This is a genomic window from Bradyrhizobium barranii subsp. barranii, from assembly GCF_017565645.3.
Taxonomy (GTDB): Bacteria; Pseudomonadota; Alphaproteobacteria; order Rhizobiales; family Xanthobacteraceae; genus Bradyrhizobium; species Bradyrhizobium barranii.
Genome location: NZ_CP086136.1, coordinates 111,210 through 125,050 on the forward strand (window position 1 = coordinate 111,210; position 13,841 = coordinate 125,050).

Sequence of the window (13,841 nt, forward strand, 5' to 3'; positions counted from 1 at the left end):
GTGCTCCAATGGCCGTTGGCAAGGTTTCCGATACCGATTTCGAAGCCGAAGTGCTCAAGGCGAACGGCCCCGTGGTCGTCGATTTCTGGGCCGAATGGTGCGGCCCCTGCCGCATGATCGCACCCGCCCTCGACGAGATCGCCGGCGCGATGGGCGACAAGGTCAAGATCGTCAAGCTCAACGTCGACGAGAGCCCGAAGACCGCGTCCAAGTATGGCGTGATGTCGATCCCGACGCTGATGATCTTCAAGGGCGGCGAGATGGCCTCCCGCCAGGTCGGCGCGGCGCCGAAGGCGAAGCTGCAGCAGTGGATCACCTCCGCGGTCTGATCCGCTTCGCGTGTAACTGAGAATTCTTCAACGGCCGGCAACATGCCGGCCGCTTTATTTTTGTTCGACGGCAATCACGCCGATCTCGTTTCGGCGAGTTTGGCGAGACTGGCGAGAACATCGGGAAAGTCCGACGCGACAGCCGGACCGATCTCGGACGCTTGCGGCCCTCGCGCGTCGACGGCGTAAACGATGCGCGTGCGTCCTGCCCCAAGGGATTCGATGCGATGGGCGACCTTGATGACGAGATCGCCGACTCGCGTTTCGTCGATGAAGCACGCGTTCTCGCGGACCTCGATCAGCTGCGAGCGCAGCGCCTCCTCGCCGGGAGGCTTCATCGTGAACCAGGTCCCGGCCGCAAATGGCCCGTCAATGTCGATCTGCTCGATACCTGCGTTCCAGGTTTTCCAACCGGGCACATCGCGGAAGATGCTCCAGATCGCCTCCGGAGCTGCCGATGACTCGACCGCGTATTCGCCCCGCCAGACATTGTCGTCGTTCATCGCACGCTGCCCTCTTTAATAGGTACGCTCATAATAAGTGCGCCCATTAAAGAGTCGAGGCAACCGGGACGAAGCGCCTCTATCCGATCCACCCCGTCGCCAATGCATTCGCCAGCTCCGGCTGGCCATTGCGGCGCGCGAGCGCGGCCATCGCCTCGTGGTCATATGCGATGTGCCGGAACGTCACCTGCCATGCACTCCCGACAAGCTCGAGGATCGCATAGCGCGCGTGCGGCGTGCCGGCTTCGACGACATGCGGGAATGGATGCACGTCGCGATAGCCGGGGCTGCCGACGCTGCCGGGATTGACGATCAGCCGACCGTCGCGCAGCCGCACCGCGCGGGCAAGATGGGTGTGGGCGCAGAGGATCAGCGATTGGGTGATGCCTTGCGCGAACTGCTCGATGCGGTCGAGCAGCGATAGCGCAACGGTGCCGTCGGGATGCACGGTATCGAGCCAATAGACCTCGTCGTCATCGGGCGTCGCATGGCAGAGGAAAACCTGCTCGCTAAACACCCGCGTCATCGGCTGCGCGCGCAGCCAATCGAGTTGCGCGGCATTGAGTTGAGCGTGCGCGGGACGGTCCCACGAGCCCATCTTTTCCGGCGGGCGGTCGAGCAGGTAGCGGTCGTGATTGCCGAGCACGTGCGCTGCGTCGAGCTGCATCAGGATCTCGATGGTCCGGCCGGCATCGAGCGGGCCGCTCAGCATGTCGCCGAGATTGACAATGTCGGTGATGCCCTGCGCGCGGATGTCGGCAAGCACCGCCTCCAGCGCGAGATGGTTTCCGTGGACGTCGGCAATCGCGGCAAAACGCATTGGCATTCTCATCACTCTCGTGCCCCGGACGCAGCGCAGCGCTTCCCTCGCGATGCGAAGCATCGTCGAGTGCGCTGCAGAGCCGGGGCCCAAGTGGCCTCTGGGTCCCGGCTCTGCGCAGCAACGCTTACGCGTTGCAGCGCGTCCGGGACAAGAGACTATGCAGGAGGCGTGCCGTTGATGCCCAGCACATGGCCGGCAAGATAAAGCGAGCCGGTGATCAGGATGCGCGGCGGCACCTCGTAGGCGAGCTTCGCCAAGCCGCGCAGCGCGGCTTCGATGCCGGGCGCGGTCTCGACGCGCATGCCGAGGCTGCGCGCGGCATCCGCGAGGCGGTCGACCGGCATTGCATTTTCGGTGTCGGGGATCGGCACCGCGATGATGTGACGGGTCAGGCCGGCGAAATTGGCGAGAAAACCTTGCGCGTCCTTGTTGGCCATCATGCCCGCGATCACGACCAGCGGCCGCGAGACCCGCTCCTCGAGATCGCCGAGCGCGGCTGCTGCAACGCGCCCGCCTTCGGCATTGTGGCCGCCGTCGAGCCAGATCTCCGAGCCCTGCGGTCCGAGCGCGAGCAGCTCGCCCGAGGTGATGCGCTGCATCCGCGCCGGCCATTCAGCGCCGACGATGCCCGCCTCGAAGGCCGCCTGGTTGACCTTGAACGCCGGAATCGCGCGCAGCGTCGCGATCGCAAGGCCGGCATTGTCGAACTGGTGGCGGCCGAACAGGCGCGGCGCCGCCAGATCCATGAGGCCGCGATCGTCGGAATAGACCAGGCGTCCATGCTCGACATTGACGTGCCAGCTTTCGTTCGCGGCGAACAGCGGCGCGCGCATGCGCCCGGCCTGCGCCTCGATCACGGCCATCGCCTCGCCCGTCTGCTCGGCGCAAATCACGGGCACGCCGCGCTTGATGATCGCGGCCTTCTCACCCGCGATCGAGGTCAGCGTGTCGCCGAGGAAATCCATGTGGTCCATGCTGATCGGTGTGATCGCGCACGCCGCCGGCGTATCAATCACATTGGTCGAATCGAGCCGGCCGCCGAGGCCAACTTCGAGCAGCACCACATCGGCCGGGTTCTGCGCGAACAGATGAAACGCCGCGGCGGTCTTCAGCTCGAACACGGTCGCGGCTTCGCCGGCATTGACCCGCTCGACCTCTTCCAGAGCCGCGCGCAATTCATCGTCGCCGACGAGCACCCCGCCGCCGACGCGGCCGAGCCGGAAGCATTCGTTGATGCGGACGAGATAGGGCGAGGTGTAGGCGTGGACACGCAGGCCGGCGGACTCCAGCGTCGCGCGCAGATAAGCGAGCGTCGAGCCCTTACCGTTGGTGCCGGCGATGTGGATCACCGGCGGCAGCTTGCGTTCGGGGTGGCCAAGCCGCTCGAGCAGGCGGTGCATCCGCTCCAGCCCGAGATCGATACGCTTCTGATGCAGGGCCGACAGCCGCCCGATCAATTCACCGAGCGGCGGCTTTGCGCTGTCAGAGGACGCGTTCACGCGTGCGGCGCGGCCGGCGCCGTCTCGGCGGCCGAGACGATCTGCGCCGGACTGACGACCGGCTGCACCGATTTCGATGCGCCTTCCTGCGCCGGCGCCCTAGTCAGCAGGCGGCAGAGCCGCGCCAGGGTCGGGCGCAGTTCGTGACGGTGCACGACCATGTCGACCATGCCGTGATCCTTCAGATATTCGGCGCGCTGGAAGCCTTCCGGCAATTTCTCGCGGATGGTCTGCTCGATCACGCGCGCGCCGGCGAAGCCGATCAGCGCACCGGGCTCGGCGATCTGCACGTCGCCCAGCATCGCGTAGGACGCGGTGACGCCGCCGGTGGTCGGGTTGGTCAGCACGACGATGTAGGGCTGTTTTGCTTCGCGCAGCATCTGCACAGCGACCGTGGTGCGCGGCATCTGCATCAGCGACAGGATGCCTTCCTGCATGCGCGCGCCGCCGGATGCGGCGAACACGATGAAGGGCGACTTCTTCTCGACCGCGAGCTCCAGCCCGCGCACGATGGCTTCGCCCGCGGCCATGCCGAGCGAGCCGCCCATGAAATCGAAATCCTGCACGGCAACGACGACTGCGGCACCTTCGAGCTTGCCATAGCCGACCTTGATCGCGTCGTTCAGATTGGTGCGCGCGCGGGCATCCTTGATGCGGTCGACGTATTTCTTCTCGTCACGGAACTTGAGCGGATCGGGCGTGACGTCGGGCAGCGCGACGTCGTACCAGGTCTCGTTGTCGAAGATCGACTTCAGACGCGCCACCGCGCCCATGCGCATGTGGTAGTTCGAGCCGGGGATGACGAACTGGTTGGCCTCGACGTCCTTGTAGAACACGAGCTGTCCGGAATCCGGGCACTTGATCCACAGATTCTCCGGCGTCTCCCGCCGCAGCATGTTGCGGATCTTCGGCCGGACCACATTGGTAAGCCAGTTCATGGTTTGCTCCGATGTGCGAGCCCCGCGAAAGGGCTGCCTGAAGGATATATGGCGGCCGGGCCTCTGCCCGGCAAGCTGCCGTGTTCGCCCGCCCCCAAAGCGGAATTATGGCCTATTCAGCCGCCTGTTTCGCGCCCTTGACGCCCTGGGCCAGGGCCGCGGTCAGCTCGGCTACCGCGTTAACGGTTTTGGCGGTCGCCCGGCCCTCGGCGTCGAGGCTGTTCTTGAGCGCGTCGACCAGTGCGGTGCCAACCACCGAACCATCGGCCTTCTCGGCAATGGCGCGCGCCGCCTCTGGCGTGCGGATGCCAAAACCAACGCAGATCGGCAGCTTGGTATGCCGCTTGATGCGCGCGACAGCTTCACCGACGGCATTCGCGTCCGCCGCCGCGGCACCGGTGATGCCGGCGATCGAGACGTAGTAGACAAAGCCTGATGTGTTCGCGAGCACCGCGGGCAGGCGCTTGTCGTCAGTGGTCGGGGTCGCGAGGCGAACGAAGTTAAGGCCCGCCTTCAGCGCGGGAATGCAGAGCTCGTCGTCTTCCTCCGGCGGCAAATCGACGATGATCAGGCCGTCAACGCCGGCCGTCTTGGCATCAACCAAAAACTTGTCGACGCCGTAAATGTAGATCGGATTGTAGTAGCCCATCAGCACCAGCGGCGTGACGTTGTCGTCCTTGCGGAAGTCGCGCACCAGTTCCAGCGTCTTCTTCAAGGTCATGCCGTTCTTGAGCGCGCGCAGACCTGCAGCCTGAATCGAGGGACCATCCGCCATCGGATCGGTGAAGGGAATGCCGAGCTCGATGACGTCGGCGCCTGCCTTGGGCAGCGCCTTGACGATATCGAGCGACGTCGCGAGATCGGGATCGCCGGCCATCACATAGGTGACGAAGGCCGGGCGGCCCTGCTTCTTCAGCTCGGCGAAACGGGTGTCGATACGCGTGGTCACTTGCTCTTGCCCCTCAGGATGTCGCCGACCTGCGGGACGTCCTTGTCGCCGCGGCCGGAGAGATTGACGACCATCAGGTGATCTCTCGGCCGCTTCGGCGCGAGCTCCATCACCTTGGCGATGGCATGCGCGGGCTCGAGCGCGGGGATGATGCCTTCCAGCCGCGACAGCAACTGGAATGCTGCGAGCGCCTCGTCGTCGGTCGCGGAGAGATAGTTGACGCGGCCGATCTCGTGCAGCCAGGAATGCTCGGGACCGATGCCGGGATAGTCGAGGCCGGCGGAGATCGAATGCGCGTCCTGGATCTGGCCGTCCGCATCCATCAAGAGATAAGTGCGGTTACCGTGCAGCACGCCGGGACGGCCGCCCGCGATCGAGGCCGCATGCAATTGCGTGAGCCCATGGCCGGCCGCTTCGACGCCAAAGATTTCGACGGAGGGATCGTCGAGGAACGGATGAAACAGGCCCATCGCGTTCGAGCCGCCGCCGATGCAGGCGACCAGCGAATCCGGCAGGCGTCCCTCGACCTCCTGCATCTGCGTCTTGGTCTCGTTGCCGATGATCGACTGGAAGTCGCGCACCAGCGTCGGATAGGGATGCGGGCCCGCCACCGTGCCGATGCAATAGAACGTGTTGTGCACGTTGGTGACCCAGTCACGCAGCGCCTCGTTCATGGCGTCCTTCAGCGTGCGCGTGCCTGACTGCACGGGGACCACCGTCGCGCCCAGCATCTCCATGCGGATGACGTTGGGCTGTTGCCGCTCGACGTCGACCGCGCCCATATAGACCACGCATTCGAGGCCGAAGCGCGCGCACAGCGTCGCGGTAGCAACGCCGTGCTGGCCGGCGCCGGTCTCGGCGATGATGCGCTTCTTGCCCATGCGCCGTGCCAGCATGATCTGGCCGAGCACGTTGTTCACCTTGTGCGAACCGGTGTGGTTGAGCTCTTCGCGCTTGAGGTAAATCTTGGCGCCGCCGAGCTGCTCGGTGAGGCGCTCGGCGAAATAGAGCGGCGAGGGCCGGCCGACATAGTTCTTGAGATAGCCGTTCATCTCGGCCTGGAAGGCCGGATCGGCCTTGGCCGCGGTGTAGGCCTTCTCCAGATCCAGGATCAGCGGCATCAGGGTTTCGGCGACAAAGCGGCCGCCGAAAATGCCGAAGTGCCCGCGCTCGTCGGGACCGCTGCGGTAGGAATTTGGTTTGGCGATGTTCATCGAACGCTCAACTCTTGACTTGCATCTTGGGTGGCGCGCGCGGCGCGAATGAAGGCCTTGATCATCTCGGGATCCTTGACGCCGGAGGCGCTCTCGACACCGGAGGAAACGTCGACGCCGCCGGCGCGCGTGACCCGAAGGGCCTCGGCGACGTTGTGGGCATCAAGTCCGCCCGAGACCATATACGGCAGCTTGAGTTCCAGGTTTTCGAGCAGGCGCCAATCGAAGGCCGCGCCGAGGCCGCCGGGACGTGTCGCGTCTTTTGGCGCCCGCGCGTCGAACAGGATGCGATCGGCAACCTCTGCGTAGCCAGGCAGCACGGCGAGATCGGCGGCGGTCGCGACCGGCACCGCTTTCATCACCGGACGGCCAAACCGCTGCCTGATGTCGCGCAGGCGCGCGACGCTCTCCTTGCCGTGAAGCTGAAGGATATCCGGCGACAGCGCGTCCATGATGTTGTCGAGCGTGGCGTCATCGGCATCGACCGTGAGCGCGACCTTGAGCGCGCGCCGCTTCACCTGGCGGCCGAGGTCACGGCCAAGCTCCAGAGAGACGTGCCGCGGCGACGGCGGAAAGAACACGAACCCCACCATGTCGGCGCCGGCGTCGAGCGCTGTTTCGAGCGTCTCGCCCGTGGACAGGCCGCAGATTTTGACGAGCAGGGACATGGTCTCAAAGCAGATGAAGGCCGCGGGTCTGCGGCCGGAAAACCGGGTTTTCGGTTGCGGCCGCTTCTACAACGTCGCGCGCTGCTTGTCTCGCCCGATGGGCCCGTAAAGGCCCACCCCGGAGGGAACGGGGAGGCGCTGGGGCTGGGGCTTCGCTGCGGCCGCCTGGGCCCGCAGATCGGCCAATTCGGTCCTGGCAGCCCGTGCATCCGCATCATTCCGGCGCGCCGCGCGCCGCCAGTGCCGCTGGCCGAGCCAGACCGCGCAGCCGCCCGCGAGGACCCCGAGGGCCGCCACCAGGATGAGGAGCAGGAACAGCGGCAACGTCACCGAGAATGACGGGTCGTTCGTAATGAAGGGGTCGAAAGAGACCGTGACGAAATGCCGGTTGGCGACCGCGAAGGTCACCAGGATCAGGCCCAGCGGAATCACGATCAGCGCGGTCAGGAACTTTCGCATCTCGCTTCGCTCGCCTTGAATCAAGCTTCCGGCCGCATCTCTCGCGACCGCGGAAAACCCTGACGCCGGTCTCAGTCTGGCGCGCCTGGATCCGGATGGTCGCGGTTCAGCCGTTCGCGCATTTCCTTGCCGGTCTTGAAGAACGGAACGCTCTTCTGATCGACGGGCACATGGGCGCCGGTGCGCGGATTGCGCCCTGCGCGCGCAGGGCGATGCTTGACCGAGAAGGCACCGAAGCCGCGCAACTCGACGCGATCACCGCGCGCGAGAGCCGCTACGATCTCTTCGAGAATCGCATTCACAATGTTCTCGACATCCCGCTGGTACAGATGCGGGTTGTGCTCGGCGATACGCTGAACAAGTTCGGATTTGATCATCGAGAGATAGGACCCGGAAGCGTGCGGATGACCATTTCCGTGAAAATACTGTGATCTGTCAAGACGCTAAATGAAGGTTGAGCGTCGGGAAAATGCGTGACAAATGCCGAAAAAGCGGGCTGCCCCGCCACCCGCCAGACGGGAAAAGCCTCTGAAGCTCGCCCGGTTCCATCAATTTGACGCAGCCGGCTGCCACAGGGCCAGCATTCCATCCATTCCGAGCCGATCGACGGCCTGCGCGACGCCGGTTTGCCCGATCTGATGCGCAATCGAGCCTAAACCAAGCGCTTCCAGCGTGACGACAGCAGCCGTTTTAAGGAACGGCAGATCGCCAAAGCGGGGCTGGAGCTTGTAATCGCGGACGGTGAGGCCCTTCTTGACGCCCTTCTGCTCGACCAGCCAGGTCACGGCGGTCTTCTCGTCGCCGAGCTGATCGATCAGCTTGAGATCGATCGCCTGGCGTCCGGTGAAGACGCGGCCGTCGGCGACTTTTTCGAGCTGCGTGTCATCCATGCCACGCCGCTCCTTCACCAATCCCTTGAACCAGGCATAGGAATCCTTCACCAGCGCATCGAGCGCGGCGCGTGCCTCGGGGCTGGTCGGCTCAAAACCGTTCGGTGCGGCCTTCAGCGGCGAGGATTTGACCTCCTCGACCTTCACACCGACGGTCTTCAGCAGCTCCGTGACGTTGGGAAACTGGAACAGCACGCCGATCGAACCAACCAGCGAGCTCTGCTGGGCAATGATGTGGTCGCTCGCGATCGCGGTGATGTAACCGCCGGACGCGGCGAGGCCTTCGACCACGACGACGAGCGGCTTCTTCGCCTTCAGCCGTACAAGCGAGTCATAAAGCTGCTCGGAGCCGGCGGTGGTGCCACCCGGCGAGTTGATGTGAATGATGACGGCGGCGGCCTGCGAATTCTCCAGTCGCTCCAGCGCCTGGGTGCGATCGGAGTCGCTGCGGATCAGGCCATCGATCTGGACCCGCGCGATCGAGCCGGCGGATGCGAACGTGCCGCGCGCACCGGGTGTTGCGATCAGCGCGAAGCCCGCAATCGCCGCGATCGCGATCAGCGCAGCCATCACGCGCCAGAACGTCAGCTTGCGACGAATCCTGCGGCGATCGACGATGATGTCCGAATCGAGCGACATCGGAATATCTCCAAATGAAAGGCTGGGCGCGTTGTGCCGTCACAGCGTGACCATTGGCTTATCTGGATACATCAATTGCGGCGTAATTTGAAGAAAACAAGGCTGGCGTAGCCCGGATGGTGGCCAAGCACTCAGATGTCATCCCCGCCTAGTGCGCAATTGCGCACGGGGCGCGGGGACCCATAACCACAAGAAGGAGTGTGACGCGAGGCGCCCACTCCGAGTCTTCGTCAAACCACTCCCTGTCGGTATGGGTCCCCGGATCGGCGCTCCGCTTCGCTGCGCTTGTCCGGGACGACAATGGTATGCCGCCGCAACAAAAAAGCCCCGGCTCGCGCCGGGGCTTTGATGGTTGCAAAACAGGCGTTTCGCTTACTTGTCGCGGTTCTTGAGCGCGGTGCCGAGAATGTCACCGAGCGTCGCCCCCGAATCGGAGGAGCCGTACTGCGCGATGGCTTCCTTCTCTTCGGCGACTTCGAGCGCCTTGATCGACACCTGGACCTTGCGGGCCTTCTTGTCGAACTGGATCACGCGGGCATCGACCTTCTCGCCGACGGCGAAGCGCTCGGCGCGCTGGTCGTTGCGGTCACGGGCGAGCTCCGAACGCTTGATGAAGGTCGAGAAGTCGGTACCGGTGATCTTCACCTCGATGCCGCTTTCCTTCACTTCGAGCACTTCGCAGGTCACGACCGCGCCCTTCTTGACATCGCCCGGCTCGGCGAAGGGGTCGCCTTCGAGCTGCTTGATGCCGAGCGAGATACGCTCCTTCTCGACGTCCACATCGAGCACCACGGCTTTCACCACGTCGCCCTTCTTGTAGTTGTCGATCACCTGCTCGCCCGGAAGCTTCCAGTCGAGGTCGGAGAGATGGACCATGCCGTCGACGTCGCCCTCGAGGCCCAGGAACAGACCGAACTCGGTCTTGTTCTTGACTTCGCCCTCGACCACCGAACCGGTCGGGTGACCTTCGACGAAGACCTCCCACGGGTTGCGCATGGTCTGCTTGAGGCCGAGCGAGATGCGGCGCTTGACGGAATCGACTTCCAGCACCTGCACTTCGACTTCCTGCGAGGTCGAAACGATCTTGCCGGGGTGCATGTTCTTCTTGGTCCACGACATCTCGGAGACGTGGATCAGGCCTTCGATGCCCGGCTCGAGCTCGACGAACGCACCGTAGTCGGTAATGTTGGTGACGCGGCCGGTGAAGCGGGCACCCAGCGGGTACTTGGCTTCGATGCCCTGCCACGGATCGTCCAGCAGCTGCTTCATGCCCAGCGAGATGCGGTGCGTCTCGTGGTTGATCTTGATGATCTTGACCTTCACGGTCTGGCCGATCGAGAGCACCTCGGTCGGGTGGTTGACGCGGCGCCACGCGATGTCGGTGACGTGCAGCAGACCGTCGATACCGCCGAGATCAACGAACGCACCGTAATCGGTGATGTTCTTGACCACGCCGTCGATGACCTGACCCTCTTCGAGGTTCTGCACCAGCTCCTGACGCTGCTCGGCGCGGGTCTCTTCCAGCACCGTGCGGCGGGAGACGACGATGTTGCCGCGGCGGCGATCCATCTTGAGGATCTGGAACGGCTGCGAGTTGTTCATCAGCGGCGCAACGTCGCGGATCGGACGGATGTCGACCTGCGAGCGCGGCAGGAAGGCCACGGCACCGTCGAGGTCGACGGTGAAGCCGCCCTTGACCTGGTTGAAGATGACGCCGTTGACCTTCTCGTTGTTCTGGAAGGCCTTCTCGAGCTTGCCCCAGCTCTCCTCGCGGCGCGCCTTGTCGCGCGACAGCACGGCTTCGCCGAGGGCGTTCTCGATGCGATCGAGGAACACTTCGACCTCGTCGCCGACCTTGATCTCGCTCTCACGGCCGGGGCCGGAAAATTCGCGCAGGGCGACGCGGCCCTCGGTCTTCAGGCCGACGTCGATGACGGCCATGTCTTTTTCAATTGCAACCACCTTGCCCTTGACGACGGAGCTCTCCTGCAGGTTGCCACCTGCGAAGGACTCGTCGAGCATCGCGGCGAAATCGTCGCGCGACGGGCTATAGGTATCAGCAGAAATCGAAGCCATTTGTTCTCCAGTTGCGGATGTCGTGCCGGCCGTTGGGTTCATGGGCGCATCGCACACGCAGTGTCGGAAGGTCCGCAAGACCTTCGAGCGACCGCTCGTTGCTCCGGCATGGAGGCGGAACAGCGGAGGCGGGCCGGCTGAGGCCCGCGCGTTCGATACGTGGAAATCTTGGTCCGGAGCCTGGATCGCGCCGGGCCCAAACAGGGGACCGGGGTTATCGACCTCAAAGAGCGGGAGCGGGCGCTTCCTCCAATGACGGCGGCGGCTTAACCCCGCGACCGGCCCGCTCGGACGGCCTCGATAATGTCGATGGCGGCCCGGACGCCGCCTTCTATATCCAGTTGGGAGTTATCTAGCAAGTAAGCATCCGGGGCCGGTTTCAAGGGCGCAATCGGCCGGTTCTTGTCGCGCTCGTCGCGCCGGATGATGTCAGCGAGCACCGCCGCCTCGTCCGCCTCCTCGCCCCTCGCCTTGGCCTCCATGGTCCGGCGGTGGGCGCGGACCCTGGGGTCGGCCACGACGAAGATCTTCACGTCGGCATGGGGGCAGATCACGGTTCCAATGTCCCGGCCGTCGAGCACGGCGCCGGGCGGATCGGCGGCGAATTGCCGCTGGAAATTGAGCAGGACCTCGCGAACCCTGGGGATCGCCGAGACGATCGAGGCGCCCTCGCCGGCCTCCTGGGTCTTCAGGGCGGGATTGCCGAACTTTTCGGGATCAAGCTCCAGCGCAGCCTGCACCGCAGCCGCCTCGTCCCGGAGATCATGACCGGATTCCATCACGGCGTAGGCCACCGCGCGATAAATGACGCCGGTATCGAGATGACGATAGCCGTAATGATGGGCGAGCCGCTTGCCGAGCGTCCCCTTGCCCGAGGCCGCAGGCCCGTCGATGGCGATGATCATGAGAACTCGGCCCCAAGCGAACGCATCATCGGAATGAAGTCCGGGAAACTGGTGGCGATGAAGGCGGTGTCGTCGACCGTCACCGGCTGGTCGGAGGCGCAGCCCATCACCAGCGCGGACATCGCGATGCGATGATCCATGTGCGTGGCGACAGTGCCGCCGCCGGGGACATGGCCGCGGCCCTCGACGATCAGATCGTCGCCGGAGACCTCGACCTTGACGCCGTTGACGCGGAGCATGTCGGCGGTGGCCTCAAGCCGATCGGATTCCTTGACGCGCAGCTCCTGGAGGCCGCGCATGATGGTCGTGCCTTCGGCGAAGGAGGCCGCCACCGCCAGCACCAGATATTCGTCGATCATCGAGGGCGCCCGCTCCGGCGGCACCTCGACGCCGCGCAGTTTCGACGCGCGCACGCGCAGCTGCGCCATCGGCTCGCCGGCATCGCCGCGGACTTCGCTTTCCTCGATCGAGGCGCCCATTTCGCGCAGCGTGGTGAACAGGCCGGTACGCAGCGGATTGGTCATCACGTCGGACAGGACGACATCCGAGCCTTCGACAATCAGCGCCGCGACGATTGGGAAGGCGGCAGAGGAGGGATCGGCGGGCACCACGACGGTGGCGCCATGCAGCTCGGGCTGGCCAATGAGCGTGATGCGGCGGCCGTGCTGACCCTCCTGCACGGAGGTAATGTCGGCGCCAAAGTGCTTCAGCATCAGCTCGGTATGGTCGCGGCTGGCCTCGGTCTCGATCACCGTCGTGGTGCCGGGCGCCGCCAGGCCCGCCAGCAGCACGGCCGATTTGATCTGGGCCGAGGCGACCGGGGTCTTGTAGGTGATCGGCAGCGGATCGCGCGCGCCCTGGACGGTCAGCGGCAGACGTCCGCCCTCGCCGCCGGACACCACTTTGGCGCCCATCTTCTCGAGCGGATCGAGGATCCGGCGCATGGGGCGGCTGCGCAGCGAGGCATCGCCGTCGAAAACCGCCGAAATCGGGCAGCCGGCGACGGCGCCCATGACGAGCCGGCAGCCGGTGCCGGAGTTGCCGAAATCGAGCGCTGCCCTGGGCTCGGCAAAGCCGGCGACGCCCACGCCGTTCACCTTCCAGGCGAAATCGCCGGTACGCTCGACCCTGGCGCCCAGCGCCTGCATGGATTTTGCGGTATTGAGGACGTCCTCGCCCTCAAGCAAGCCCGAAATCCGGGTCTCGCCGACCGCGAGCGCGCCCAGGATGAGGGCACGGTGGGAGATCGACTTGTCCCCAGGGACCCGTACTTTCCCGGTCAAGGGACCGCTTGCGCGCGACTGAAGCGGCGTCGGCTTGTCGGAATCAGTCAAGTTTGTGTCCTTGGATAGGCCCGAAACATCCCTGCGGGGCTCGCGGGGCAGGTACCACAAGGTCTGCCCGCCGTCACGGGCATGTCTTTCTCCCGTAATGCGCTATTGACAGCGGGCCGCCAACTAGCCAAGTGAAACACCGCTTTTCAGACATTCCCAGGATTCCTGCCGTGGCCAAGTCCGAACTCGGAACCAAACGTATTTGCCCGACCACGGGCAAGAAGTTCTATGACCTCAACAAGAATCCGGTGATCTCGCCCTATACCGGCGAAGTCGTCCCGATCGCGCCTGTGGCGCCGGCCCGCGCGACTCGCGGCGCCGAACCTCGCCACACGCCGGCTGCCGACACCACGCCGGAGCCGGCAGAAGTCGAAGAGGTCTCGCTCGAGGAGGCCGACGCCGAGGAAAACACCGGCAAGGTCAAGGCCGCGGTGCCCGAATCCGAGGACGACATCGAGGTCGACGAGACCATCGAGGACGATGACGACGATGATTCGACCTTTATCGCCGACGACGAAGAGGGCGATGAGGACGTTACCGACATCATTGGTGATGTCGGAGGTGATGAAGAGACTTGAGATCAGCCCTGATCTGTGAAAAAGGGTGCACCGCGCG

At 64.8% G+C, this 13,841-nt stretch carries 15 protein-coding genes; 2 read left to right on the forward strand and 13 right to left on the reverse strand.

Annotated elements, in window-relative coordinates; genetic code table 11:
• Positions 1-8: 8 nt before the first annotated feature.
• Entirely contained in the window at positions 9-329 is a 321-nt protein-coding gene (gene trxA, locus J4G43_RS00455) for a thioredoxin (protein WP_007598398.1), read from the forward strand.
• A gap of 74 nt (positions 330-403) precedes the next feature.
• Here the strand turns inward: trxA and J4G43_RS00460 are convergent, their stop codons facing one another.
• The 13 genes from J4G43_RS00460 to aroA all read right to left on the reverse strand — a co-directional run bounded on the left by J4G43_RS00460 (position 404) and on the right by aroA (position 13,226).
• Positions 404-832, reverse strand: a complete 429-nt coding sequence (locus J4G43_RS00460) for an SRPBCC family protein (RefSeq protein ID WP_208083743.1) — start codon at positions 830-832, stop codon at positions 404-406.
• 79 nt (positions 833-911) lie between these two features.
• Positions 912-1,652 carry a metallophosphoesterase family protein gene (locus J4G43_RS00465; RefSeq protein WP_208083744.1) on the reverse strand — a complete coding sequence of 247 codons (741 nt, stop codon included), beginning with the start codon at positions 1,650-1,652 and terminating at the stop codon, positions 912-914.
• Between the two features lie 158 nt (positions 1,653-1,810).
• Positions 1,811-3,154 carry a bifunctional folylpolyglutamate synthase/dihydrofolate synthase gene (locus tag J4G43_RS00470; protein ID WP_208083745.1) on the reverse strand — a complete coding sequence of 448 codons (1,344 nt, stop codon included), beginning with the start codon at positions 3,152-3,154 and terminating at the stop codon, positions 1,811-1,813.
• On the reverse strand, positions 3,151-4,092 hold the full coding sequence (gene accD / locus J4G43_RS00475) for an acetyl-CoA carboxylase, carboxyltransferase subunit beta (protein ID WP_063980168.1): 942 nt from the start codon (positions 4,090-4,092) through the stop codon (positions 3,151-3,153). The genes J4G43_RS00470 and accD overlap by 4 nt, the downstream gene beginning before the upstream one ends.
• A 112-nt stretch (positions 4,093-4,204) precedes the next feature.
• Complete coding sequence (gene trpA / locus J4G43_RS00480; protein ID WP_208083746.1) at positions 4,205-5,041, reverse strand: tryptophan synthase subunit alpha; 837 nt, start codon at positions 5,039-5,041, stop codon at positions 4,205-4,207.
• A complete protein-coding gene (gene trpB / locus J4G43_RS00485; protein WP_135214040.1) occupies positions 5,038-6,255 on the reverse strand; it encodes a tryptophan synthase subunit beta in 1,218 nt (405 codons plus the stop codon). The genes trpA and trpB overlap by 4 nt, the downstream gene beginning before the upstream one ends.
• On the reverse strand, positions 6,252-6,923 hold the full coding sequence (locus tag J4G43_RS00490; protein ID WP_208083747.1) for a phosphoribosylanthranilate isomerase: 672 nt from the start codon (positions 6,921-6,923) through the stop codon (positions 6,252-6,254). The genes trpB and J4G43_RS00490 overlap by 4 nt, the downstream gene beginning before the upstream one ends.
• A 66-nt stretch (positions 6,924-6,989) precedes the next feature.
• Positions 6,990-7,382: a lipopolysaccharide assembly protein LapA domain-containing protein gene (locus J4G43_RS00495; protein WP_208083748.1), complete on the reverse strand. Its 393-nt coding sequence runs from the start codon at positions 7,380-7,382 to the stop codon at positions 6,990-6,992.
• 71 nt (positions 7,383-7,453) lie between these two features.
• Positions 7,454-7,759: an integration host factor subunit beta gene (locus J4G43_RS00500; RefSeq protein WP_007598410.1), complete on the reverse strand. Its 306-nt coding sequence runs from the start codon at positions 7,757-7,759 to the stop codon at positions 7,454-7,456.
• A gap of 171 nt (positions 7,760-7,930) precedes the next feature.
• Positions 7,931-8,911 (reverse strand): signal peptide peptidase SppA, encoded by a 981-nt coding sequence (sppA, locus tag J4G43_RS00505; protein WP_028149797.1) that lies wholly within the window; start codon positions 8,909-8,911, stop codon positions 7,931-7,933.
• A gap of 372 nt (positions 8,912-9,283) precedes the next feature.
• Positions 9,284-10,987 carry a 30S ribosomal protein S1 gene (rpsA, locus tag J4G43_RS00510; protein ID WP_063980172.1) on the reverse strand — a complete coding sequence of 568 codons (1,704 nt, stop codon included), beginning with the start codon at positions 10,985-10,987 and terminating at the stop codon, positions 9,284-9,286.
• Positions 10,988-11,253: 266 nt separating this feature from the next.
• Positions 11,254-11,892 carry a (d)CMP kinase gene (cmk, locus tag J4G43_RS00515; protein WP_028149796.1) on the reverse strand — a complete coding sequence of 213 codons (639 nt, stop codon included), beginning with the start codon at positions 11,890-11,892 and terminating at the stop codon, positions 11,254-11,256.
• Entirely contained in the window at positions 11,889-13,226 is a 1,338-nt protein-coding gene (gene aroA, locus J4G43_RS00520; RefSeq protein WP_208083749.1) for a 3-phosphoshikimate 1-carboxyvinyltransferase, read from the reverse strand. Before aroA ends, cmk begins: the two co-directional genes overlap by 4 nt.
• 170 nt (positions 13,227-13,396) lie before the next feature.
• Between aroA and J4G43_RS00525 the strand changes: the two genes are divergently transcribed.
• The gene (locus J4G43_RS00525) at positions 13,397-13,804 is read left to right on the forward strand and encodes a TIGR02300 family protein (RefSeq protein ID WP_063980175.1); all 408 of its coding nucleotides are present in this window, start codon (positions 13,397-13,399) and stop codon (positions 13,802-13,804) included.
• Positions 13,805-13,841 lie beyond the last annotated feature (37 nt).

Bases quoted from the DNA above. Each gene is read 5' to 3' on its own strand.
- J4G43_RS00460 (WP_208083743.1), bottom strand. From the start codon at position 832: ATGAACGACGACAATGTCTGGCGGGGCGAATACGCGGTCGAGTCATCG.
- J4G43_RS00500 (WP_007598410.1), bottom strand. From the start codon at position 7,759: ATGATCAAATCCGAACTTGTTCAGCGTATCGCCGAGCACAACCCGCAT.
- trxA (WP_007598398.1), top strand. From the start codon at position 9: ATGGCCGTTGGCAAGGTTTCCGATACCGATTTCGAAGCCGAAGTGCTC.
- cmk (WP_028149796.1), bottom strand. From the start codon at position 11,892: ATGATCATCGCCATCGACGGGCCTGCGGCCTCGGGCAAGGGGACGCTC.
- trpB (WP_135214040.1), bottom strand. From the start codon at position 6,255: ATGAACATCGCCAAACCAAATTCCTACCGCAGCGGTCCCGACGAGCGC.
- J4G43_RS00495 (WP_208083748.1), bottom strand. From the start codon at position 7,382: ATGCGAAAGTTCCTGACCGCGCTGATCGTGATTCCGCTGGGCCTGATC.
- rpsA (WP_063980172.1), bottom strand. From the start codon at position 10,987: ATGGCTTCGATTTCTGCTGATACCTATAGCCCGTCGCGCGACGATTTC.
- J4G43_RS00465 (WP_208083744.1), bottom strand. From the start codon at position 1,652: ATGCGTTTTGCCGCGATTGCCGACGTCCACGGAAACCATCTCGCGCTG.
- sppA (WP_028149797.1), bottom strand. From the start codon at position 8,911: ATGTCGCTCGATTCGGACATCATCGTCGATCGCCGCAGGATTCGTCGC.
- accD (WP_063980168.1), bottom strand. From the start codon at position 4,092: ATGAACTGGCTTACCAATGTGGTCCGGCCGAAGATCCGCAACATGCTG.
- J4G43_RS00490 (WP_208083747.1), bottom strand. From the start codon at position 6,923: ATGTCCCTGCTCGTCAAAATCTGCGGCCTGTCCACGGGCGAGACGCTC.